Origin of the sequence: Schaalia odontolytica, assembly GCF_009730335.1 — a bacterium.
GTDB classification, from domain to species: Bacteria; Actinomycetota; Actinomycetes; order Actinomycetales; family Actinomycetaceae; genus Pauljensenia; species Pauljensenia dentiphila.
This window is the reverse complement of sequence record NZ_CP046315.1, coordinates 1,707,548-1,731,410: the sequence shown is the minus strand read 5'-3', so window position 1 is coordinate 1,731,410 and position 23,863 is coordinate 1,707,548. Positions and strand designations below refer to the sequence as shown.

Sequence of the window (23,863 nt, the reverse complement as noted above, 5' to 3'; positions counted from 1 at the left end):
GCGCGACAGCGCAAAAATAGGAAGGTAAGCCGCGTCGCGGCAGGTGGAATCAGCCGAGATGGGAGTCGGCGTGGATGGAGGCGTCGACGGCACTAACCAGTGCGGTCGACAAACCGCCTTCCTCGGCGGCCAGCAATCCTGCGATTGTGGTGCCGCCGGGGCTTGTCACGCGATCAATGAGTTGCGCGGGGATGGTTCCATTCTCGCGCTCGGCAAGGAGCAGCGTGGCGGCCCCCGCCATCGCCTGCGCTGCGATCTCGACGGCGCTGTCCTTGGACAGCCCGTACTTCAGGCCCGCGCGGGCGAAAGAATCAACAATCTGGAAATACCAGGCCGGAGAGCACGATGCCAGGGCCTGGAACACGGGGAAATAGTCCTCGTCGATGAGGATGGTGCGGCCGACCGAATCCATGAGGGATCGAACGGCGTCGACCTGTGCGTCGGTGGTGCGCGTGGCCGTCAGGGCGGTCATGGACTGTCCGACGGTGGCTGCGACGTTCGGCATGACGCGCACGAGCGGGATGCCCGCGCCGAAGTCAGTGGTGATCTGGTCGAGCGTGCGTCCAGCCGCCAGAGAGACGACGCAGATGTCGGGGCGACCGACCACGATGGGGGAGATCTCCTTGATGACCGCGCGCTGATCCTTGGGTTTGACAGCCAGGATGACGATGTCGACCTGACGGGCCAGGGACGCGTTCGAGGACGCGGCGTTCCCGCCTAGCTCGTCGGCGAGATCGCAGGCCTTGGTGGCCGTGCGGTTGGAGAAGACCAAGGTTGCGGGATCGACGCCGGACGCGACGGCACCGCGAGCGATGGCCTGGGCCATGGCTCCCGTTCCGATGAATCCGATACGCATCAGGGTCTCCCGTGAAAGTTGGTTGATTGAGATGCAGCCTACCCCGTTTTGCAATTTCTTGGCACAGTGGCCGAAGTGTGAGACGAGGCCGGGGCTCGGGATCCTCAATGTGAGTCCCTAGCCCCGGCCTCGTGCTACGTAGTGGCGAAGTCAGCGCTTGCGCGTGCCGAAGATGGAACGCGTGATCTCGCGGCCGGCTGTACGCAGGACCGACCCGAGGACGTTTTCGACCTGGCGGGTGCGGCGTTCGGCGGCGCGCTGGCGGGCGGCCTCCTCCTTCTCCTGCTGCTTCTCGACCTGGCGGCGCAGCTTCTCCATTTCCTTCTGGCGGGCAGCCTCTTCCTTGGCGGCGGCCTTCTCGGCCTCCTTGGCGGCGCGCTCGGCCTCCTTGGCGGCCTCCTTTTGCAGGCGTTCGGCCTCCCTGGCGGCCTCCTCCTGCGCGAGGGCTTCCTCGCGGGCTGCCTGAGCCTCGGCTGCGCGGCGCTCGAGCTTCTCCTCGGCCGAGTCCGGGTTCACGGCGTCGCGGTAGCGGCCCATGATGACGCTCGACTGGTTGATGCGCGCGACCGTGTCGGCGGACGCGGGGCCCATCACGGAGGCGGGTGCCCAGATACCGACGGGGGTGACCGGGGTGGGGTTACCCTTCGGATCCAGGACGGTCACGACGGCCTCGCCGGTGCCCAGGGTCGTGAGGACCTCGTCGAGCTCCAGGGAGGTCTTCGGGAAGGTCTGGACCGTGGCCTTGAGCTTCTTGAAGTCGTCGGGGGTGGAGGCGCGCAGGCTGTGCTGGATGCGCGAACCGAGCTGGGCCAGGACGTCGGAGGGGATGTCCTTGGGGGTCTGCGTCACGAAGACGACGCCCACGCCCTTGGAACGGATGAGGCGCACGGTCTGGACAACCTGACGCTCGAACTCCTTGGTGGCGTCCGCAAACAGCAGGTGCGCCTCGTCGAAGAAGAACACGAGCTTGGGGCGCTCGACGTCGCCGACCTCGGGCAGGGTGGAGAAGAGGTTGGCGAGCAGGAACATGATGACGGCGCTGACCAGTGCAGGGCGCGTCGAGATGTCGCCGACGCCGAGCAGGGAGATGATGCCGCGGCCGGTCGAATCCATGCGCATGAGGTCGGCCGTGTCGAAGCCGGGGGCGCCGAAGAACTGGCCGCCGCCCTGGGACTCGAGCGCGGTCAGGGCGCGCAGGATGACGCCGGCGGTGGCCTTGGAGACGCCGCCGATCGTGGCCAGCTCGTCCTTGCCCTCATCGGAGGTCAGGAAGGAGATGACGGCGCGCAGGTCGGGCAGGTCGATGAGCTCGAGGCCGTGGCTGTCCGCCCACGCGAAAATCAGCTGGAGGGCCTGCTCCTGCGTGGTGTTGAGCGAGAGGGCGCGGGCGAGCAGGATCGGGCCGAAGTCGGAGACCTGAGCGCGCACGGGCACGCCCGGGAACTGCGAATCGGCGCCGCCCAGGCTCAGCAGCTCGATCGGGAACGAGGACGAGGCCCACTCCTGACCGTTGGCGGCGGTGCGGCTCAGGAGCTTCTCGGAGCTGGCGCCGGCCTCGGCCAGGCCCGTCAGGTCGCCCTTAACGTCGCACAGGAGGACGGAGGAGCCGTTCGCGGACAGGCCCTCGGCGAGGAGCTGGAGGGTACGGGTCTTGCCCGTGCCCGTCGCGCCGGCGACCAGGAGGTGGCGGTTGAACATGGGCAGCGGCATCTTGGCGCTCACGCCGGGCACGCGCGCACCGTTGTCAATGAGCGTGCCGATCGTGACCGCGGGGACGTCCCAGGAGTAGGCGTCCTGGATCTGGGTGGCGAAAGCCGACAGCTCGCCGCTGGGGGTGGGGGATGAAGCCGGGGCAGCCTCGGGAGCAGGCGCTTCGGCCGCGGGGGCCTCGACGGCCTCCATCTGGGTGCGTAGCGCGTCGGCCGTCGCGCGGGCGGCTTCCGCCTGCTGGGGCTCGGCCTCGGCTGCGGCGGCAGGTGCCTCTGCGGAAGAGCCGCCCTTTGCTTCAAGCTGAAGACGCAGGGCTTCGGCCTTCGCGCGGGCTGCCTCTGCCTCGGCGGCCTTCGCGGCTGCTTCCGCCGCGGCGAGCTGCGCCTTGAGGTCCTCGATGTTCTCGCTCATGGTGTGGCCTTTCGGCTCTGGGCGCGGTGCGCCACTGTACTTCGACGTCACCGGAACAGTATCCCCTGGGACCGCGGTCCCAGGCGAGTTATGCGGGGTGGGTCGGATGTGGGATTCGTCCACAACCCCCACGCGCCCATTACAGTTATCCACAGGGGTTCGTTTTCATGTGTGCTCCTGGCGTTCGCCAGGGTTAGCGTGCGGGCATGAACGTGTCACGATGGTTGGCTCGTCGGCGCATGGCGGCGCTGACGAAAGCCGTGTACGACAGCGCCCTCACTGAGGACGACGAACCCTCCGAGCCGAGCGTCGCCCGCCTCCTACCCGGAGGAGCGAGCGTGGCCGCGCTGATCGTCGTCATCGTCCTGATCGCGGCCGTGGGGGTGTGGAGGCACGCAGCGGCACGCGAGCACGCCCAAGCCCCCGCCCAATCCTCCTCCGAGCGAGAAGAGAGCGAGGCCGCGGCAGTCGCGACAGGCCCGTCCCCATCCGCACCCGCATCAGTAGGGGAGCGCACTGATGATGTCGTCGTCTACGTCTCCGGTGCTGTCGCTTCCCCGGGAGTGCTCACCCTGCCAGCCTCTTCCCGAGTCATCGACGCCATCACGGCAGCCGGAGGCGCAACACCTGAGGCCGACCTGGAATCAATCAACCTCGCCCGCATCCTCGTCGATGGGGAACAGATTCGAGTCGCCGTCGTCGGGGATTCGCCACCAGCATCCTCCGAGGCGGGCACCGCAGCGGGGGCGTGCGTCCGACTGGCCACCGCCACCGAGGCGGAGCTCCAGACCCTGCCCGGCATCGGACCAGCCCTCGCGCAGCGCATCATCTCCTACCGGGCCACCCACCCACGCCTGTCCACCGTCGAAGAACTCGACGACGTCCCCGGAATCGGCCCATCCCTCATCGAGAAGATCCGTCCGGGTGTCTGCGGATGAGTGACACCCAATGCGCTCCCCGCATGATCGACCTGCGACTCGCGCCCGCAGCCACCGCCACCTGGGCCGCCACCTGGTGGGCGACGGGCCACCCAGCTCAATGGGCATGGATCGGAGCGTGCGCCCTCGTCGCGCTCGGATGCGCCACCTCCTACGCGCGCTCACAACGAGGCCGGAAGACACCCAGACACGCCCTCACCCCGTCCCGGTCCGCTCGCCTCGGCCTCGCACTCCTCCTCATCTGCGTCGCCTGCGCGCTCGCGGTCGGATCCGCCGCCGGCCGACAATACGACGCCGACCCCGCCCTACGTGACTCCGGACCCGTACACGCGCGCGTCACTCTCCAGAGCGACCCAGCCCCGGCCTCGTCCGGATTCTCTGCGACCCGCAGTGCCCGCGCTCGTATCGAGGCCGTCTCCGTGGGGGAGGAGTGGATCCTCTCGAACGCCACCGCTCTCGTGCGCGCGCCCGGGTGGCAGGACGCCGCGCGTGGAGACGTCTACGAGGTCTGGGGAAGCCTCGACGCGACCTTTGCCGCCGAGGCGCCATCGGTGGGCACGATAAGAGTCAGGCGTGCCCAGCTCATCGAGCGGCCCAGCGGCCTATCCGCCTGGATGCGCTCCACCCACCGGGCCTTCGCCCACGCCTGCGCGCCTCTGCCCAGGGACGCACGCTCCCTCGTCCCCGGCATGGCGATCGGAGACGACCGCGCCATGCCCGCAGACCTATCCGACGCAATGAAGAAAACCTCCCTCACCCACCTCACCGCCGTCTCCGGATCCCACATCGTCATCGTCCTCGCCACCGTCACCCTCGTCGTCCCCGCACGAAAAGCCCTACGCCTCGGGGCCACCATCCTCGTCCTGACTACAATCCTCACACTCGTCGGCCCAGACCCCTCCGTCGTGCGCTCCGTGTGCGTTGCGGCCGTCGCTTCCCTCGGACTCATCCTCGGACGCGAAGGACAATCCATCGCCGCCCTCTGCGCCGTCGTCATCGCCACCCTACTCATCGACCCCTGGGCAGCCCGCTCCTACGGATTCGCCCTGTCGGCGCTCGCCGCGCTCGCGGTCGTCGGTCCCTCCGCGGCGCTGGTGCGGCGCTGTCGCCGGCGAATACGTGGGGACACACGCGCGGGGAAGACGCTTCGCCGCCTCGTAGAGATGGTGTGCGTGCCTGCCTTCGCGGAGCTTGCGACCGCGCCGATCATCGTGTCACTGTCCGGGAACGTGCCCGTGTGGGGAATCGCCGCCAACGTCTTGGCCGAGCCTGCCGTGCCGGTCGCGACCGTCGCCGGGCTCTTGGGCGCGCTCATCTCCCCGCTGAGTATTCGCGCCGCCTCGGCGTGTGCAGTCGTTGCTTCGTGGGCGACCGCATGGATCGCGGGAGCAGCGCGCGTGTGCGCCTCCCTACCCGGAAACGGGGTGCGCGTGCCAGGAGGGTCCTCGACAATCTTGGGCGTGTATGCCTGCTGCGGAGGTGGATGGGTTGCGTGGCGCGCGTGGAAGCGGTGGGGAGCCCCGATCGTCGATGAGCAGGGGACATGAGTGGGACAGCTACCTACTGAGGGCGCGTCGTCAAGCTCTCGTGACACCTGCCACGAGTAGTGTCCGCCCACGGCAAAGACGAACGCAAATGAGCTCCCTCGGTGGCAGACTTAGACAGTTACCGTTTCAGCGGAAAGGCAGGAAGACGTGGCAGCACGCGGTTCGCGCCCGGCGCCGCCAGCCCAGATCACGCTGGCACCCATCGTGTTGATCAAAGGCCCCGAGGGCCTTCTCGTCGACCGTGCCCTCGACCAGCTGCGCGCCCTCGCCCACGAGGCCGACCCCAACCTCGAGCGCACCGACATTAACGCGGCCACCTATCAGGCCGGACAGCTCGACGTCATAGCCTCGCCCTCACTCTTCGGCGAATCCCGCATGGTCATCATCCGGGACCTGGAAACGATGAGCGACGCCCTCGCCAACGATCTGATCGCTTACGCCGGCGCGCCCGCGCCCGACGTGTGGATGTTCCTGGCGCACCCCGGGGGCAACGCCCGCGGCAAGAAGGTCATCGACACGATCACCAAAGCCACATGGCCGGTGATCCCCGCCGAACCGCTCAAGAACGACCGCGACAAGCTGGCGCTCATCGCTGCCGATGTGCGCGCCGCACGCCGGCAGATGGACACCGAGGCCCAGCAGGCCCTCGTGGACGCACTTGGCAACGACCCGCGCGCGATGGCCGGTGCCCTGGCACAGCTGCTCTCCGATGTCAGTGGCCGCATCACACTCGAGGACGTGCGGCGCTACCAGGCCGGCCGCGTCGAAGCCACGGGCTACGACGTTGCGGACGCGGCCGTCGCTGGCAACTCGGCGAAGGCCCTGACGCTCGCGCGTCACGCGTTCGCCACCGGTATCGCGCCCCAGCTTCTTGTCACCGCCCTGGCCATGAAGTTCCGGGCCATGGCAAAGGTCTCGATCGGCGGATCCGCATCCGCCCTCAAGATGGCCCCCTGGCAGGTGGACCGCGCCCGACGGGAGCTGCGTGGCTGGTCCGATGCCTCGCTGGCAGGCGCCTTCGGAGCCATCGCCACGGCTGATGCCGAAACAAAGGGCGCGTCGCGGGACCCGCAACGCGCCATCGAAAAAGCACTTATCACCATCTGCAGGCTGCGCGGGCGCTGAATGCGCGTCCCGGCCTCGTCTATCGGATATCCGTAGGGAACGAAGAGGAGAAGAATGATAACCATTCGGACGCTGGTGGGGAGGCTGCGCGAGTTTAAGAAACCCGCGATCCTGACCCCGCTATTCATCATCGGGGAGGTCATCCTCGAGTGCCTGATCCCGCTGACCATGGTCTCGCTGGTGGATGCGCTCGACGGAGTGTCCCTGAGCCCCGTCATGCGCCTGGGCCTCATCCTCACCGGACTGGCTTTTGCGTCGCTCGCCTGCGGTATCCTGTCCGCGCGTTACGCCGCCACCGCCTCGGTGGGCCTGGCGAAGAACCTCCGTCAGGACCTCTTCTTCAAGGTGCAGGACTTCTCGTTCGCGGACATCGACCGTTTTTCCACGTCCTCGCTGGTCACCCGCATGACGACGGACGTCACCAACGTGCAAAACGCCTTTGGCATGCTCATTCGTATCGCGGTGCGAGTGCCCCTCATGATCGTCTTCTCCATCGTGATGGCGTGGCGCATCAACGTCCAGATGGCCCTTATCTTCCTCGGGATGGTGCCGGTTCTCGCCATCATCCTCGCGGCTATCGTGCTCATCGCCTTCCCAATCTTCCGCCGCATCTTCAAGAAGTACGATGCACTGAACAACTCGGTGCAGGAGAACGTCGCCGCGATCCGCGTGGTCAAGTCCTTCGTCACCGAAGAGCACGAGACCACGAAGTTCCGCGCCGCCTCGCAGGACGTGCGCAAGGACTTTACGAACGCCGAAAAGCTCATCGCGCTCAACAGCCCCGTCATGATGTTCTTCATCTTCGCCGCTATCATTGCCGTCGACTACGTCGGCGCCTCGATCATCGTGAACTCTGGTGGTACCGAGCTGACGAAGGGAGGCCTGACCGCTCTCATCACCTACGGCATCCAGATCCTGTCGCAGATGCTCATGCTCGCCTTCATCTTCGTCATGACGACGATGGCCGCCGAGTCCGCCAACCGTATCGCCGAGGTCCTCAACCACGACCCCTCGCTCAGCTCACCGGCCAATGGCGCCACCGAGGTTGTGGACGGCTCCGTGGTCTTCGAGGGCGTTTCCTTCAAGTACTCCGAGAGCGCCGAAGAGAACGCGCTGTCCGACATTGACCTACGCATAGAGTCCGGCTCAACGCTCGGCATCGTGGGTGGTACCGGTTCGTCGAAGACCTCGCTCATCCAGCTGATCTGCCGCCTCTACGACGTCTCCGAGGGGTCTGTGAAGGTCGGCGGGCGCGACGTGCGCGACTACGACCTGAGCGCGGTGCGCGACGCGGTCTCCGTCGTCCTGCAGAAGAACGTTCTCTTCTCCGGCACGATCAAGGACAACATGCGCTGGGGTAACCCGGACGCGACCGATGAGCAGATTGAGCATGCGTGCAAGCTCGCGCAGGCCGACGAGTTCATCCAGCAGCTGCCCGGCGGCTACGACTACGTCATCTCCCGCGGCGGCACCAACGTGTCGGGCGGCCAGAAGCAGCGCCTGTGCATCGCCCGAGCGCTGCTGAAGAACCCGATGATCCTCATCCTGGACGACTCGACTTCCGCCGTGGACACGAAGACCGATTCGCTGATTCGTCACGCCTTCGAGAGCGAAATCCCCGGCACGACGACCATCATCATCGCCCAGCGTCTCTCGTCGGTCAGCCATGCCGACCAGATCATCGTCCTCGACGACGGTCGCATCAAGGAACGCGGCACCCATGAGGAGCTGATGGCAGCGGGCGGGGAGTACCGCGAGATCTACGACTCCCAGAATGCAGCGAGCGAAAGCGAGGTGGCCTGACATGGCACGCATGCATGGTCGTCCCGTTGACAGCGACGGCGAGAAGCTCGAGGGCATCGAGCGTCCCTTCGGCCGCCTCATGGCCTACGTGTTCCGCCACTACCCGGTGCGCATCAGCCTGACGGTCGTGTGCATCATTACGGCAGCCGTGGCCTCGGCCGTCGGCTCGATCTTCATGCAGCAGATCGTCGACAACGTCGTGACCCCGGGCCTGGAGAGTGGCTTTGACGCGGTGCGCGCCACCTTGGTGCGCCTCGTCGTCACGATGGGCATCATTTTTGGCGCTGGCGTCATCGCCAGCTTCATCTACACCCGCGCCATGGCGATCGTGACGCAGGGGACGCTCAAGCACATGCGAGACGACATGTTTGACTCCATGGAGCGCCTGCCCCTGCGATTCTTCGACACGCACCCGCACGGCGCGATCATGTCGACCTTCACCAACGACACGGACGCGATCCGCCAGCTGATCGGCCAGTCTATCCCGACGCTCATCCAGTCGGGCCTGACGATCATCGTCCTAATCGGAACGATGCTGTACTACTCCGTGTGGCTCTTCCTCGTTGTCCTCATCGTGGGTGCTCTGATGGCCTTCCTGACCGGAAAGCTCGGCGGGCTGTCGGGTCGCTTCATGAAGGCTCAGCAGGCCGCTCTCGCCGACGAAGAAGGCTTCATCGAAGAAATGATGGACGGTCAGAAGGTCGTCCAGGTCTTCAACCACGAGCAGGACGCCAAGGACGAGTTCGTCGAGTACAACCAGAAGCTCTTCGACTCCTCGCAGAAGGCGAATATCTATGGCAATGTGCTGATGCCTGCCCTGGGCAACATCGGCAACATCATGTACGTGGTCATTGCGATCGTTGGCGGCGTCATGATCCTGGAGCAGACGCCGAACATCCACCTCTTTGGCGTCGATGTCATCACGGTTGGCGTGGTCGTGTCCTTCCTGGGTATGGTCCGCAACTTCTCGCAGACGATCGGTCAGATGTCGATGCAGGTCCCGATGATCGCCATGGGTATGGCGGGCGCGGGCCGCGTGTTCGCCCTCATCGACCAGGAGCCCGAGGAGGACGAGGGCTACGTGACCCTCGTGCGTGCGCACGAGCTGCCCGACGGCACTCTTGAGCCGACCGAGGAGCGCACGGGAATCTGGGCGTGGCGCCACCCCCACAAGGCCGACGGCACCGTCACCTACACGCGCCTGCGCGGCGAGCTCGTCATGGAGGACGTCGACTTCTCCTACGACGGCGAGAAGCAGATCCTGCACGACATCTCCCTGTGGGCCAAGCCCGGCCAGAAGATCGCCTTCGTGGGCGCCACGGGCGCCGGTAAGACGACGATCACGAACCTGATCAACCGCTTCTACGACATCGCCGACGGCAAGATTCGCTACGACGGCATCAACATCAATAAGATCCACAAGCCGGACCTGCGCCGCTCCCTCGGCGTTGTTCTGCAGGACGTTAAGCTGTTCACGGGCACGGTCATGGAGAACATTCGCTACGGCCGCCTGGACGCCACGGACGAGGAGTGCATCGCCGCTGCGAAGCTGGCCAACGCGGACTCCTTCATCCGGCGACTGCCCGAGGGCTACGACACGATGCTGACCGGCAACGGCTCGAACCTCTCGCAGGGCCAGGCTCAGCTCCTGTCGATCGCGCGCGCCGCCGTGGCTGACCCGCCGGCGATGATCCTCGACGAGGCCACCTCCTCGATCGACACGCGTACCGAGGCCCTCGTGCAGCAGGGCATGGACAACCTCATGGAGGGGCGTACGGTCTTCGTGATTGCCCACCGCCTCTCGACGGTGCGCAATTCGGACGCGATTATGGTCCTGGACCACGGCCGCATCATCGAGCGCGGTAGCCACGACGATCTGATCGCCCAGAAGGGCGTGTACTACCAGCTCTACACGGGCGCCTTCGAGCTCGAGTAAGCGCTCAACGATTGCGTTTGCCCCGGCCTCGTTTCGACGAGGTCGGGGCTTCGTTATGCGCGCCTGGCGCCGGAGCGTGGGGGAGTGATCGGAGTGGGTGTGTCGACCACTCGTACAAGCGTGCGGGGAGCGGGTATACGAAAGCGGGCCGCCCAGTGGGCGGCCCGCTTCACGTCAAACTATCGTTCGCGCTCAGTCACCGAGCGAGGCGACGCGACGAGCAAGCTTGGACTTGCGGTTCGCAGCCTGGTTCTTGTGGATGACGCCCTTGGAAACGGCGACGTCCAGCTTGCGCGAAGCAACGCGCAGTGCAGCGAGAGCCTTCTCCTTGTCGCCGGCCTCAACGGCCTCGCGGGTCCGACGGACCAGGGTCTTCAGCTCGGACTTCACGGACTGGTTACGAACGCGGCGCTTCTCGTTGGTCAGAATGCGCTTCTTCTGGGACTTAATGTTTGCCACAGTCGGATTTCTCCTTGATGTATGTCTGACAGGGTCGGTGAGGGCTGTGTCAAGACCGGGACTTAGGCGTGGGGACACCCGCAAACGGTCCTAACCAGACCCCCTGCCCGACCAGGCCGGGAGTCCAACGACCGATCATACCAGGGCGGGGCCTTTTCGTCATACCCCGAGGCGTTCTCGCCCCTCGTAAGGTCGGTCACGTGTCGGAGGTGTCAGTCGCCGTGCGTGCGGTAGTGCTCCTTGAGGGCGTCGACGATGAGCTGCCAGGTTGCCTTGGGCAGGATCGAGCCTTCGCGGCGCACGTCGGTCGCCTTGACCCACAGAGCCCGGTCGAGGCGCACCTCGGAGGGACGGCCCTTCGAGTCCCAGTCGCCCGCACCGATGTCGAGCCAGTAGCGTCCGGCGGCGGCCTCCTGGGGGGCGTCGCGCGTGTGGTCCTTGCTGGTCAGCTGTAGGAGGTAGACGCCTTCGCCCTGCGCGCCGATGACGACGGCCGGGCGGTCCTTGCCGACCGAGGAATCTTCCTGGTAGGGCACCCAGGTCCACACGACCTCGCCGGGATCCGCGTCGCCGTCCATGACGGGCGTGTACGAGGCGTGGGCGAGCGCGTCGGCGATGCTCGCTTCTCGGATCGAGGTCTGGGGGCGATTCGAGGTCGCCGGATCCTCGTAGCGGTGCTGGGAGCCGGAATGCGCGGAAGAAGACGAGGACGAACGCGGCTTGGGAGTCGACTTCTTGGTCGACTGACGCTGCCCCGTCTTGGTGGTCATGGTGTTCTTCTGCGCCTCCTCTGTGGCGCCGGAGATGACGCCGATGAGGAAGTTGATGATGCCCCTGACGATTGAGTTCATGGGACCAGCATACGGCAGGCGTTGCGGAGCGCGTTTTATCCACAGGGCCCTACGACGATCGCGAGTTATCCACAGGCTTCGTGATGGCGCGTGACAGTGCATAACAGGCGGTGTCACTCTGTCGTTGTTCGCAGGTGAACACGCAACAATAGAAAGGCGACGACGATGTTGACTGCAACGATGCACGGACCGATTGTTTCTCTGGATGCAGTGGCAGGGGGTGGTACGCCCGAGGGGAGCAATACGAGCGCGACGAGGGCGCGGTCCTCGATTCATGAGTCGGTGCGCTGCGGGGCCGCGGGCAATGTGGACAAGGCGCTTGACCGCGGCCTCGAGGCTTATCGAGAAGAGGGAGCTCCCGTCGAACTGCGTCTGGAGGCTGCCAAGCTCTGCATTGACTGGTACGCAGCTCTCGGATCCTATGGACAGTGTCGGAAGCTGGCCGGTGAAGCTGCGCGGCTGGGGGAGAGATACCTGGAGCGCTGTCATCCGCTGATCCTGATGATGCGAAACTCAGAAGCCTACTGGCTTGCCATCCTCGGTCAGCACGATATGGCGATCCGCAAGTTCTCGGCTCTCCTAGCCGATATGAAGCACTGCCCAGGCGTCGACCCTGATATCTCCATCGCCATCCGCAATAACTCCGCGATGCCGTGGAAGTATACGGGCAAATGGAAGAAGGCTGCGCGCGTGTACCGCGAGCTCCTGTCGGAGTTGGAGGAGCAGCGCGAGGAGAGCGACATGACGCTGCTGACGGTGCGCGACAACCTCGCCGAGGTCCTCTCTGCTGATCGCTGCTACGACGAAGCCATTGCCCTCTACGAGCGCAACATGGACGCTCTGCTGACCGTTGCGGACCACGGCGACTGGCGCGTCCTGCGGCTGCGCAACGAGATTGCGCGCAACACCTGGATGGGCGGGGATCGGGACGCGGGTGAGGACCTCTGGACGGTTCTGGCCGAGGACTGCCGTAGGTACCTGGGGGATCGAGATCCGATGACCGCCCGTATTCGCACGATCCTACTGACTCTCGCGACGCTGCGCGGAGATGAGGGGCGGGCCATGTCGATCGCCCGCAAGCTCCGAGACGACCACCCCGATGACTGGGAAGAATGCGACTTCAGCGAAGCTGCGGCGCTCCTTGCCGAGTCGGAGTGTGGAGAGAGCGGAGGAAGGGAATGAGGAGAGAAACAAAAGGTGTGAGGCGTGGCCACTGTGCGCGACTTCCCGCGCCTGAACTGGCACAAACGCCTACGACAATGGGACGATAAGGAGGTTAACGACTTCACGGAGGTTCACGTGCCCATCCCCACGCCCGAGCAGCAGGCGCAGATTCGCCCGGCCCATACCCCGCAGGGGCAGATCCGTAACTTCTGCATCATCGCCCACATCGATCATGGGAAGTCGACGCTCGCGGACCGTATGCTCCAGCTGACCGGCGTCGTCGAGGCGCGCGAGATGCGCGACCAGTACCTCGATCGCATGGACATTGAGCGCGAACGCGGAATCACGATCAAAAGCCAGGCGGTGCGCATGCCGTGGGCACACGAGGGCATCCCCTACGCGCTCAACATGATTGACACGCCCGGTCACGTGGACTTCACATACGAGGTCTCCCGCTCTCTGGCGGCGTGCGAGGGTGCGGTCCTCCTTATCGACGCTGCGCAGGGCATCGAGGCCCAGACGCTCGCGAACCTGTACCTGGCCCTCGAGAATGACCTTGCGATCATCCCGGTCCTCAACAAGATCGACCTGCCGGGTGCCCAGCCCGAGAAGTATGCGCACGAGGTCGCTCAGCTGATCGGCTGCGACGAGAGCGAGGTCCTGAAGGTCTCCGGCAAGACCGGTGAGGGCGTCGAGGACCTCCTCGACCGCATCGTCGAAGTCATCCCGGCCCCCGAGGGAGCCCCCGACGCCCCGACGCGCGCGATGATTTTTGACTCCGTGTACGACACGTACCGCGGCGTCGTCACCTACGTGCGTGTCGTCGACGGCGTTCTGTCGACCCGTCAGCGCGTGCGCATGATGTCGACGGGCGCCACCCACGAACTCCTGGAGCTGGGCGTCATCTCGCCCGAGCCGAAGCCTGAAGAGGGCATCGGCGCCGGAGAGGTCGGCTACCTGATCACGGGCGTGAAGGACGTTCGTCAGTCCCGCGTCGGCGACACCGTCACCAGCCAGGTGCGCGGCGCAACCGAGCCCCTTGAGGGCTACCGCGACCCGAACCCGATGGTCTTCTCCGGCATCTACCCAGTCGACGGATCGGACTTCCCGGACCTGCGCGACGCCCTCGAGCGCCTCCAGCTCAACGACGCGGCGCTGACCTTCGAGCCCGAATCCTCCGCAGCCCTCGGCTTCGGCTTTCGCTGCGGCTTCCTCGGACTGCTTCACCTGGAGATCATTCGCGAGCGTCTGGAGCGAGAGTTCAACCTTGACCTCATCGCGACTGCCCCGAACGTCGTCTACCGCGTTGTGACGGAGGATGGCACCGAGGTGCGCGTTGATAACCCGAGCGAGTTCCCCGAAGGAAAGATTTCCGAGGTGCGCGAGCCTGTCGTCAACGCGACGATCCTGACGCCCACCGAGTTCACGGGCACCATCATGGAGCTGTGCCAGGAACGCCGCGGCTCGATGCAGGGCATGGACTACCTGAGCGAGGACCGCGTGGAGCTGCACTACCAGCTGCCCCTTGCTGAGATCGTCTTCGACTTCTTCGATCAGCTCAAGTCCCGCACGCGCGGCTATGCCTCGCTGGACTACCAGGAGAGCGGTGAGCAGAGCGCCGACCTCGTCAAGGTCGATATCCTGCTCAACGGTGACCGCGTCGACGCCTTCAGCGCGATCGTTCATCGCGACGGCGCCTACAACTACGGTCAGCGCATGACGAAGCGCCTGAAGGAGCTCATTCCCCGTCAGCAGTTCGAGATTCCGGTCCAGGCCGCTGTCGGTGCGCGCGTCATCGCTCGTGAGACCATTAAGGCCCTGCGTAAGGACATGCTCGCCAAGTGCTACGGCGGCGACATCAGCCGTAAGCGCAAGCTGCTCGAGAAGCAGAAGGAAGGCAAGAAGCGCATGAAGTCCATCGGTCGTGTCGACGTGCCGCAGGAAGCCTTCATCGCGGCTCTGACCTCTGACGTTCCGACGGGCAAGAAGTGAGCGGGGATCAGGTGAACGAGGCCGTGGAGGGTCACGCTCCCGTCGGCCAGCGAGCGGATCGCCGTCCGGGCGAGGCCCCCGAGGGTACGGTCTTCATGAGCCGCACAAAGTCTTTCACGAGGCGTACGCGCGAGCTGCCTGCGAACCTCGTGCGCACGTGGGAGGCCCACGCGCATCGCTACGTGGTGGAGCCGCGTCGCGGTGTCGGCTACACGACGGTCGCGGAGGATTTCACGCTCGATCTGGCCGAGTTCTTTGGGCGCAGCGCGCCCGTGACGCTCGAGATCGGCTCGGGCACGGGCGAACAGATCGTCGCCGCGGCGGACGCTCATCCTGAGCGCAACTTCCTGGCCCTTGAGGTCTGGGTTCCGGGTATCGCCAAGCTTGTCTCCAAGGCGGTCGAGGCTGGCGTGGACAATATCCGCGTCATCGAGGCCGACGCTGCCCAGGCGCTGCCGATCATGCTGGAGGACGCGTGCCTGGACGAGGTCTGGACCTTCTTCCCCGACCCGTGGCGTAAGGCTCGACATCGCAAGCGTCGCCTCGTCTCCGATTCCTTCGCGCGCGAGGTCGCGCGCCTGCTGCGCGACGGGGGAATGTGGCGTCTGGCCACCGACTGGGACGACTACGCCTGGCAGATGCGCGACGTCATCGAAGCGTGCGAATTCTTCGAGAACCCGCATGCGGGAGAGCGTCCGGACCCGGAGGATCCGCAGCCGCAGCGTGGCGGATTCGCCCCCCGCTTTGAGGGGCGCGTCGTCACGCACTTTGAGACCCGAGGTATCGATGCGGGCCGCCATGCCCACGACATTGTCGGTATTCGCCGTCCGCGTGGCTGAGGCTGGCATGACGTCCGGTGCCGCCTGTTCGCTGGTGGGAGGGTGCTCGTGAGCCCCGCGCAGCCAGACGGTCAGCGCTGGCCAGATGACGGTGCTCTGGACCCCGGCCTCGTCGAGGTAGAGGCCCGGCGTCCGCTCTCCCTGTACGTGCACGTGCCGTTTTGTCGCGTGCGCTGTGGGTATTGTGACTTCAATACCTACACGGTGGGTTTCGGCCCGGGTGCCCAGGTGGGGGACTACGCTCCGTCGGTCTTGGCCGAGGCCACGCTGGCAGCTCGCGTCATGGCTGAGTCCGGGCTGCCCGTGCGCGAGGCTGAGACCGTCTTTTTTGGCGGAGGCACTCCGACGATGCTCGATACTGCCGAGCTTGCCGAGATCCTGACGGGCCTGCGTGAGCGCATCGGTATCGCGCCCGGCGCAGAGGTGACCCTCGAGGCCAATCCCGACACGGTGACGCGCGAGGGGCTGGTGCAGCTGGCCGACGCGGGTTTTACGCGTGTCTCTTTCGGCATGCAGTCTGCGGTCCCCGCGATCCTCAAAACTCTGGACCGCACCCACACGCCCGAGCGGGTGCCCCTCGTCGTCCAATGGGCGAAGGAAGCGGGCCTGTCGACGTCCGTCGATCTTATCTATGGCACGCCAGGGGAGAGCTTCGCCGACTGGGAGACGTCTCTGCGCGCCGCCCTGTCCTACGACACCGACCACATCAGCGCGTACGCCCTCGTCGTCGAGGGGGGAACCAAGATGGGCGCGCAGGTCGCCAGGGGAGAACTCCCGACCCCGGATCCGGACGACGAGGCCGCCAAGTACGAGCTTGCCGATGTCCTCCTCAGTGAGGCCGGGTACGCCTGGTACGAGATCTCCAATTTTGCGCGCACGACCGACGCGGACCTGACCTCGGGGCGCCCGTCCACGTTCTACGCGCACGCGTCGGCGCACAACCTTGCCTACTGGCGCGATTGGGATTGGTGGGGCCTGGGCCCCGGGGCACATTCCCACGTGGGGTGTATGCGCTGGTGGAATGTCAAGAACCCCGCCGCGTACGCCGCACGACTGCGCGATGGGCGTTCCCCTGCCTACGCGGGGGAGATCTTGGACGAGGATACGCGCGAGCTTGAACGCGTCATGTTGGGCGTGCGCACGTCCGAGGGGATCGAGTTGGCCGGCCTGCCAGGGACTGGGCAGGCGGACGAGGCCGGGGCGGCTCTGGGGGCTGGTGCGGTCTCGGGTGGGCGTGTTGCTGCGCTCATCGCGGACGGCCTCATTGATGGTGCCGCCGCCCTCGGGGGACGGGTGATTCTCACGCTGCGTGGCCGGTTGCTCGCCGACTATGTGACCCGCGAATTGATGGGGTATTGAGTCCTTTTTCGTGGCACCACTCCGTAATCTGCATGCGGTGGTAAACGATCGTTTTCTTCATTAATTGCCGCAGGTGCGCTTGTATTTATCTAAATACAAGTACAAGCATGGATACTTTTTTGAGGTATTCATAAGTGATCAGGTAGTGCGAATGTGACAAGCTTGGATTACGTGGCAATACTGTTGACATCATGGTTGAAATATGTTTGCCTAGGTATGTCATGTGAAGCCGTGCTGTCTGCTTGTCGTCTCCTTGAGAGGGCTTGTGGAGGGTCGGATACAAGGAAAAGTGTGGTATTGTGACTCTGCGATACGCAGTCATTGCTGACATTGTGGGCTCTCGTACGTTGACCAATCGTGCAGACGCTCAGAGGATCTTTGAGGCAGTCTTGGAACGGGCCAGTGAGGGGCTGGCTCTCCTCCAGGCTCCGTACCCGACGGTGGGTGACGAGTTTCAGGCGGTCGCCTACACGCTCGAGGATGCTCTCCTCCTGACGCTGCGTGCGCAGCTTCTCCTTCCCCCGCAGCTTCAGCTGCGCTTCGGCATCGGTGCCGGTCGGATCGAGGAGTTCGCGTCGGGTGTGCATCGCCAGGCTCCGGCCCGCGGCCGTGGTGCAGAGTCGGCGGCTCTTCAGGATGGATCCGCGTGGTGGGCTGCCCGAGCAGCGATCAATCGTGCGCACGATGTGCAAGATGCCTCGAACCCCTTCATTCGCACGTGGTTCATGGCGCACGCGTCCGTCGAATCCGAGTTCTCCTCGCACTGCCAGACCTGCATCAACGCCATGCTGAGCCTGCGCGATCATTCGATTCTCAAGCTGTCGGCGCGTCATCGTCGCATCACGGCCTCGCTGCTGCTGGGTAAGACGCAGGTGGAGATCGCCCGCGTCGAGAAGCTGTCGCAGCAGGCCATTTCGGACTTTGCTCGGGGCACGGGGGCGGGGCTCATTCAGTCTTCACTCATCATCGCTGAGGCCGCTCGTGCATGAAGTTCTTCTCCTGGGCATCGCCGCCTCGGAGCTGACCGTACTTCTCACCTCTGACCCGCGCGGCTGGTCGCGACGCCTGTCGCTCTTTCTGACGCTGCTCCTCGCAGTGATCTGCTACTCCTGGTTTATTCTGGGTGTGAGCGCCGTTGCGAATGCAATCGGTGCGACTCTCGCGCTCGTGTGGTTCGCTTGGGACCTTGTCGATCCGTCGGCGCGCGGCGTTCTCGCTCGCTGGGCGTTGGCGTCCGTCGGCTTCGTCGCGCTGCTGAGCCTGGATCCGTTGAACTTCCCTCTGCTGTCGCTGCGCTCAGGGCGCCCCATCGACCTGATTATTGCGGTTCTCTTCCTGGTGACGGGTCCTGTGAATCACCTGATCACGGCGATTCTGCAGTGCGCGCGCGGCCGTGCCTCCACTCCCGTGCCCGGGTGGATCAACGCTCCCGTTCTTCCGGCGATGCCGGTGGTGGATGCGGAAGGCGGCGAAGATGACGCGGAGGAGTCCGCGGAACCCGAAGTCATCTCCGGTGTGCTACCCGTCTTGGGCGCGCAGGCGGAGGGCGAGGAAGTGACGGCTCTGCGTGGCGGGCGCTGGATCGGGCCGCTTGAGCGTCTGCTCATCATCGTTCTGGCCGGTGCTGGCGCAGAGGTTGCGATTGCGGCTGTCGTTGCTGCCAAGGGGGTCATTCGATTCCCCGAGATCTCGCAGGATTCGACGGGCGAGAAGGCCGAAGAGTTCCTGATCGGCTCGGTCTCCTCGTGGATTCTGGCCGCTCTCGTGTCGATGCTCATTCGTGTCGTGAGCCTGCACTGATTCCCGTGCCGCTAGAGTATGCCGGGTGAATAGCTCAGATCCCTACGGCCGCAACATTTTCGCCCATGACCCGCACCGCGACGGGCCGGGAGCGCGGCGTCCGCGTTCGCAGGCCGTCCACGTTGAGATCGGCATGGTCCTCGAGGACGTGGCCTCGGGCTGGGTTGGCGCAGTGACGCGCGTGGAGAAGTCTGGTGGTGTTCACCTCGTTGAACTCGAAGATCGTCGAGGTGTACGTCGATCCTTCCCCCTTGGCCCCGGCTTCTGGCTTGAGGGGCGCCCCATCGAGGCGCTGCCTCCGCGCCCTGCCCCCGCCCAGGCCTCGCCGGGAACCCAGGTGAGTGCGTCGGGGCGGCGCATCACCAACTCCGGATCTTTCGCTCCCGCGTCGAGCGGACCTAAGGTCGCCAAGCGCTCGCGCATCTGGGTCGAGGGGCGCCACGACGCGGAGCTTGTCCAGCACGTGTGGGGCGAGGACCTGGCCGAGGCCGGGATCGCCGTGCAGCTTCTCGAAGGTGTTGACAACCTTGAGGCGATCTTGGAGGTTTTCGGCCCGACGGACACCGCGCGTGCGGGCGTTCTCGTCGACCACATGGTTTCCGGTTCGAAGGAGTCTCGCATTGCCGAGGCAGTGTCCGCGCGTTGGCCGGGCGCGGTCCTCGTGCTCGGCCATCCGTTTGTCGACATCTGGCAGGCTGTCAAGCCCGCCCGTGTTGGCCTTGAGCGCTGGCCCGACATTCCGCGTGGCACCGATATCAAGCACGGAACCCTTGAGGCTCTCGGCTGGCCGCACGCTGACCAGCGTGACATCGCCGTGGGGTGGAAGCGGATCCTGTCGACCGTGCGCACCTACCGCGACCTTGAGCCGGCGCTGCTGGGGCGGGTTGAGGAGCTCATCGACTTCGTGACCGTGCCCTGGGCGCAATGACATGCGTCGCCCAGTGTGAGGTTCGCGCTGGGCGCACACCTGGCGCGGCCCTCATGTCGCCCCCGATTGGCTGCGAGGAGTAGCATTGGCACTCAGGAAGCAGGAGTGCCAGAACGGGAGGAGATGGCATGACACGCAACAGTGCACAGAACCGCAGGCTCGACGTCCTGCGCGCCATCGTCACCCAGTACGTGGCCACCCGCGAACCCGTCGGCTCCAAGGCGATCGCCGCCGGAGGCCTCGGCGTCTCATCCGCGACCATCCGCAACGACATGGCGGTGCTGGAGGAAGCCGGCCTCATCTATCAGCCCCACACCTCTGCGGGGCGTGTGCCGACCGACCGTGGCTACCGCGTGTTCGTTGATCGACTCGCGGAGCTCAAGCCGATGAGCGGGCCGGAACGCCACGCCCTCGAGACCTTCCTGGCTGAGTCCATCGATATTGACGACGTCGTGGAGCGCTCCGTTCGTCTCCTCGCCCAGGTGACGCATCAGGTGGCCCTCGTGCAGTATCCGGGGGCGCGCGTGCGCGTCCTCAAGCACCTCGAGGTCATCGCTCTGGCTCCCGGTCGCGTCCTTGTCGTCGTCATCACCGCGGACGGCGAGGTCGGGGAGCGCAGCCTCACTCTTCACGCGCCCCTCGACGATGGGCAGCTGCGCGAGGTACGCGAACACCTGCGCCACCACTGCGATGGCGCGACCTCTGCGACCGCGCAGGCCTGCGTTGACGAGGCCACGGCCTCGGCCCGGCCTGAGCTGGTCGGAACCGTCGCCGCGATCGGTTCAGCTCTCACGGACGTCCTGAGCGGTCAGAGCGAGTCGAAGATCGTCGTCGCGGGCGCTGCGAACCTGGCCCGTGGAGCCCTCGACTTTCACGACATTGCCCCCGTCCTTGACGCTCTCGAGGAGCAGGTTGTCCTCATGCGTCTCTTCGCCGAGGCCGACCCGGGCGCTGACGTGCACGTGAGTATCGGCGCCGAGAATCCCCACGACGGCCTGGCGGAAGCCGCCGTCGTCACGGGCACGTACCGTGCCGGCGCCGGCGACTCCGTCGGATCCGCGCACCTGGGCATCGTTGGCCCCATGCGCATGGACTACGCACGCACCATGAGCTCTGTGCGAGCAGTCGCCGCCTACCTGTCACGCTATCTCGCCTCCCAGCACGGCGACTAATGTCGCCCCACAGACGTTGATGAACATCCCCCACGAGAAGAAAGAACAGCCGTGAGAGACTACTACGAGGTTCTCGGTGTCACCCGTGACGCCAGCCAGGACGAGATTAAGAAGGCCTACCGCAAGCTCGCGCGTAAGCTTCACCCCGACTACGCGGGAGCCGACTCCGAGGAAGCCTTCAAGGAACTGTCCGTCGCCTACGAGACGCTCTCGGATCCCGAGAAGCGCCAGATGTACGACATCGGTGGTCCCGATGCTCTGCGCGGCGGTGGCGCGGGTGCGGGTGCCGGCTTCGGTGGATTCTCCGACATCTTCGAAGCCATGTTCAGCGGTGGCTTCGGCGCCTCCGCTGCTGGCCCGGCTTCCCGCGTGCGTCGCGGCAAGGACAAGCAGGTGACCGTCGACATCACCCTGGAGGACGCCGCCTTCGGTGCCGCCAAGGAGGTCTCTTTCGACACTCACGTCCTATGCGACGCCTGCGAAGGCTCGATGTGTCAGCCGGGCACCTCGCCCACGCAGTGCACCACCTGTCACGGCTCGGGCTTTGTCACCCAGATTCAGAACTCGCTCTTCGGCCGTATGCAGACGCAGGCGCCCTGCCCGTCGTGTCAGGGATACGGCAACACGATTGCCACCCCGTGTGCCGAGTGCTCGGGATCGGGTCGCGTGCGCACTCGTCGCACCCTTAACATCAACATCCCGGCCGGTGCCAGCGAGGGGACGCAGATTCGTGTCAGCGGCGAGGCCGAGGTTGGCCCCGGCGGTGGCCCGAACGGCGACCTGTACCTGCTGATCCGCGAGAAGAAGCACCCCGTGTTCGATCGCCGAGGCGACGACCTGCACACGTGGATCACGATTCCGATGACCACGGCGGCGCTGGGCACCGAGTTCGAGCTGGAGACCCTCGACGGTAAGAAGACCGTGACGATTAATCCGGGCACGCAGCCCAACGACGACATCGTTCTGGAGGGCCTGGGCGTCGGTCACCTGCAGCGCTCGGGACGCGGCTCGATGCACGTGCACGTGGACGTTCAGATTCCCAAGAAGCTCGACGACAAGTCGCGTGAGCTGCTCAAGGAGCTGGCGAAGGTGCGCGGCGAGGTCCGTGTGGAGCCCCATCGTCAGCAGGCTTCGTTCTTTGATAAGCTCCGCGACACCTTCATGGGGTGATGCACCGTGACGCTGCCCGTTTTCCTCGCTGAGGATCTGACCCCGGCCCTTGCGTCCCTGTCCGTGGGGGACAGCGCGACGCTTGGAGGAGCCGAGGGGCGTCACGCAGCCTCCGTGCGCCGCATCGGTGCGGGGGAGTGGGTCGACGTCGTCGACGGCGCCGGTGCGCGCGCGACGTGCGAGGTCAGTGGGAGCGATAAGGCCTCGCTGTCCCTTGTCGTGCGCGAGCTCGTCCGGGAGGACGCCCCGAGTCCCGAGGTCATCCTCGTCCAGGCGCTCGCCAAGGGTGGGCGCGACGAGGCCGCCGTCGAGATCTGCACGGAAATCGGCATCGACCGGGTGATCCCGTGGGCCTCCCAGCGTGCGATCGTCCAGTGGAAGGGCCCGAAGGCTGAGAAGGGGCGCGCGAAGTGGGAGGGCGTGGCCCGCGCGGCCGCCAAGCAGTCACGCCGCGCCTTCGTTCCGGTCGTCGAGGACGTCAAGGACAGCCGAGAGCTCGCCTCCTGGGTTGCCTCCCTGATTGGCGAGGCCGGGGTGGCCTTCGTCTGCCACGAGGAGGCGATGGATTCGCTCGGGGCCGCTCTCGCCCGCGTTCAGGAGTCTCGCGCGGACGGGACTCTGCCCTCACGCATTGCGCTCATCGTGGGCCCCGAGGGTGGCATCGGAGCTGATGAAACGGCGCAGCTGGTGGACGCCGGTGCCCGCGCGATTGGGCTGGGAGACAACGTTCTGCGCTCCTCCACGGCCGGCGCGGTCGCACTCACGCTGATCCGCGCCGCCGCTGGGAAATACTAGGATTCGTCAGCTCTCAAACCCGGAGATCCGCGCGCTCAGCGTGTGGGTCTCGCCCGCGTTCAGGGCGATTACGTCCGTGCCGGAGTTGAAGGCGTTGGGCGGGCAGCTCATCGGCTCGACGGCCACGCCCACGCGGTCGATGTAGTCGGCCGAGTAAACCTGCAGCCAGCGCGCATCCGAGGATAGTGACACGCCCACGCTGGAAGACGGGTCGCGCAGCGTCACGGCCCAGGTGCCCTCGGGAAGGCCTGCGAAGGCGTGGTCCAGGCGGGAGGCGCTGATGATGGCGGGGGAGCGGAAGTCCAGCCCGAAGGAGGCGACGTCGTGGGCGGCCACCGGGATCATGGACGCGTCGGCCTCGTAGATGATCGACGCGGGATTCTCGAGCTCCAGCTCGTCTGCTGGTAGCCCGTCGACGGCCAGGTATGGGTGGAAGCCGACGCCGTAGGGGGCTGTGCCCTCTCCGATGTTCGTCGCCGACAGCTCGACGGTGAGACCCGCGTCCGCGTCCAGGCTGTAGCGCGCGTGCGCGAGAAGCGTCCACGGGTAGGAATAGCGCGCTGCAATGAGGGTGCGCAGGAGGACAGAGGAAGAGTCGGCCTCGGCGATGTCCCACTCCTGGAAGGCCACGAAACCGTGGAGGGCCGTGCCGTAGGCGGGCTCGTCGACGGGAAGGTCGTAGGAGCTTCCCTTCCACGAGTAGGAGCCGCCTGCGACGCGGTTCGGCCACGGCATGAGCACTTTGCCCAGGTATCCCGGGGGGCACTCGTTCACGGCGTGGGAGATAACGAGCTCGTGCCCGCGGTAGCGAAGGCCAGCCAGACCGGCGCCGACGGTGACGATCCGCGCCTCGTAGTCTCCGGCGCTCAGAGTGACCTCGCGGCCCGATGCGCTCCGAGTGACCATTGATGCTCCTTCGCAATCACTGAACATGGACGACACTTATTGTAAACGGAGTTGAGTCGTCTGCGTCACTACGAAAAGCGTATCCTTATAGAGAATGAATCT

Annotated in this window: 20 protein-coding genes; 15 read left to right on the top strand and 5 right to left on the bottom strand. The window is 65.7% G+C overall.

Translation table 11 applies throughout. The features are described from left to right. Positions 1-49: 49 nt before the first annotated feature. Together proC and FOC40_RS07550 are read right to left on the bottom strand one after the other, a co-directional pair. Positions 50-856, bottom strand: a complete 807-nt coding sequence (gene proC, locus FOC40_RS07555) for a pyrroline-5-carboxylate reductase (RefSeq protein WP_003795035.1) — start codon at positions 854-856, stop codon at positions 50-52. A 150-nt stretch (positions 857-1,006) separates the two neighbouring features. Next, positions 1,007-2,977 (bottom strand): helicase HerA-like domain-containing protein, encoded by a 1,971-nt coding sequence (locus FOC40_RS07550; protein ID WP_003795037.1) that lies wholly within the window; start codon positions 2,975-2,977, stop codon positions 1,007-1,009. Between the two features lie 206 nt (positions 2,978-3,183). On the opposite strand from FOC40_RS07550, the gene FOC40_RS07545 reads away from it, so the two are divergent. The 5 genes from FOC40_RS07545 to FOC40_RS07525 all read left to right on the top strand — a co-directional run bounded on the left by FOC40_RS07545 (position 3,184) and on the right by FOC40_RS07525 (position 10,326). Further along, positions 3,184-3,915, top strand: a complete 732-nt coding sequence (locus tag FOC40_RS07545; RefSeq protein ID WP_131240518.1) for a ComEA family DNA-binding protein — start codon at positions 3,184-3,186, stop codon at positions 3,913-3,915. Positions 3,916-3,938: 23 nt separating this feature from the next. Continuing rightward, the gene (locus tag FOC40_RS07540) at positions 3,939-5,462 is read left to right on the top strand and encodes a ComEC/Rec2 family competence protein (RefSeq protein WP_003795041.1); all 1,524 of its coding nucleotides are present in this window, start codon (positions 3,939-3,941) and stop codon (positions 5,460-5,462) included. A gap of 147 nt (positions 5,463-5,609) precedes the next feature. After that, positions 5,610-6,587, top strand: a complete 978-nt coding sequence (gene holA, locus FOC40_RS07535) for a DNA polymerase III subunit delta (RefSeq protein ID WP_039929329.1) — start codon at positions 5,610-5,612, stop codon at positions 6,585-6,587. 54 nt (positions 6,588-6,641) lie between these two features. Further along, positions 6,642-8,390 (top strand): ABC transporter ATP-binding protein, encoded by a 1,749-nt coding sequence (locus FOC40_RS07530; RefSeq protein WP_003795045.1) that lies wholly within the window; start codon positions 6,642-6,644, stop codon positions 8,388-8,390. Between the two features lie 10 nt (positions 8,391-8,400). Further along, positions 8,401-10,326 carry an ABC transporter ATP-binding protein gene (locus tag FOC40_RS07525; RefSeq protein ID WP_419555143.1) on the top strand — a complete coding sequence of 642 codons (1,926 nt, stop codon included), beginning with the start codon at positions 8,401-8,403 and terminating at the stop codon, positions 10,324-10,326. Positions 10,327-10,518: 192 nt separating this feature from the next. Here the strand turns inward: FOC40_RS07525 and rpsT are convergent, their stop codons facing one another. Next, positions 10,519-10,785 (bottom strand): 30S ribosomal protein S20, encoded by a 267-nt coding sequence (gene rpsT, locus FOC40_RS07520; protein WP_003792970.1) that lies wholly within the window; start codon positions 10,783-10,785, stop codon positions 10,519-10,521. Between the two features lie 212 nt (positions 10,786-10,997). Continuing rightward, positions 10,998-11,636 (bottom strand): type II toxin-antitoxin system PemK/MazF family toxin, encoded by a 639-nt coding sequence (locus FOC40_RS07515; protein WP_003795049.1) that lies wholly within the window; start codon positions 11,634-11,636, stop codon positions 10,998-11,000. 165 nt (positions 11,637-11,801) lie between these two features. On the opposite strand from FOC40_RS07515, the gene FOC40_RS07510 reads away from it, so the two are divergent. The 10 genes from FOC40_RS07510 to FOC40_RS07465 all read left to right on the top strand — a co-directional run bounded on the left by FOC40_RS07510 (position 11,802) and on the right by FOC40_RS07465 (position 22,855). Then, entirely contained in the window at positions 11,802-12,818 is a 1,017-nt protein-coding gene (locus tag FOC40_RS07510; protein ID WP_003795052.1) for a hypothetical protein, read from the top strand. A 117-nt stretch (positions 12,819-12,935) separates the two neighbouring features. Then, positions 12,936-14,792 carry a translation elongation factor 4 gene (lepA, locus tag FOC40_RS07505; RefSeq protein ID WP_039929551.1) on the top strand — a complete coding sequence of 619 codons (1,857 nt, stop codon included), beginning with the start codon at positions 12,936-12,938 and terminating at the stop codon, positions 14,790-14,792. Then, entirely contained in the window at positions 14,789-15,631 is an 843-nt protein-coding gene (gene trmB, locus FOC40_RS07500) for a tRNA (guanosine(46)-N7)-methyltransferase TrmB (protein WP_003795056.1), read from the top strand. Before lepA ends, trmB begins: the two co-directional genes overlap by 4 nt. A 48-nt stretch (positions 15,632-15,679) precedes the next feature. Continuing rightward, the gene (hemW, locus tag FOC40_RS07495) at positions 15,680-16,990 is read left to right on the top strand and encodes a radical SAM family heme chaperone HemW (RefSeq protein ID WP_196773347.1); all 1,311 of its coding nucleotides are present in this window, start codon (positions 15,680-15,682) and stop codon (positions 16,988-16,990) included. 299 nt (positions 16,991-17,289) lie between these two features. Then, positions 17,290-17,979 (top strand): SatD family protein, encoded by a 690-nt coding sequence (locus FOC40_RS07490; protein WP_039929335.1) that lies wholly within the window; start codon positions 17,290-17,292, stop codon positions 17,977-17,979. Continuing rightward, complete coding sequence (locus FOC40_RS07485; protein WP_003795061.1) at positions 17,972-18,790, top strand: hypothetical protein; 819 nt, start codon at positions 17,972-17,974, stop codon at positions 18,788-18,790. Before FOC40_RS07490 ends, FOC40_RS07485 begins: the two co-directional genes overlap by 8 nt. A gap of 133 nt (positions 18,791-18,923) precedes the next feature. Next, on the top strand, positions 18,924-19,718 hold the full coding sequence (locus FOC40_RS07480; protein ID WP_003795063.1) for a DUF3097 family protein: 795 nt from the start codon (positions 18,924-18,926) through the stop codon (positions 19,716-19,718). A gap of 128 nt (positions 19,719-19,846) precedes the next feature. Then, positions 19,847-20,890 carry a heat-inducible transcriptional repressor HrcA gene (hrcA, locus tag FOC40_RS07475; RefSeq protein ID WP_003795064.1) on the top strand — a complete coding sequence of 348 codons (1,044 nt, stop codon included), beginning with the start codon at positions 19,847-19,849 and terminating at the stop codon, positions 20,888-20,890. 51 nt (positions 20,891-20,941) lie between these two features. Next, complete coding sequence (gene dnaJ / locus FOC40_RS07470; RefSeq protein WP_003795066.1) at positions 20,942-22,060, top strand: molecular chaperone DnaJ; 1,119 nt, start codon at positions 20,942-20,944, stop codon at positions 22,058-22,060. Between the two features lie 6 nt (positions 22,061-22,066). Further along, positions 22,067-22,855 carry a 16S rRNA (uracil(1498)-N(3))-methyltransferase gene (locus FOC40_RS07465; RefSeq protein ID WP_003795067.1) on the top strand — a complete coding sequence of 263 codons (789 nt, stop codon included), beginning with the start codon at positions 22,067-22,069 and terminating at the stop codon, positions 22,853-22,855. A 6-nt stretch (positions 22,856-22,861) separates the two neighbouring features. On the opposite strand, the gene FOC40_RS07460 is transcribed toward FOC40_RS07465, so the two are convergent. Then, positions 22,862-23,761 (bottom strand): aldose-1-epimerase, encoded by a 900-nt coding sequence (locus FOC40_RS07460; protein WP_003795070.1) that lies wholly within the window; start codon positions 23,759-23,761, stop codon positions 22,862-22,864. Positions 23,762-23,863 lie beyond the last annotated feature (102 nt).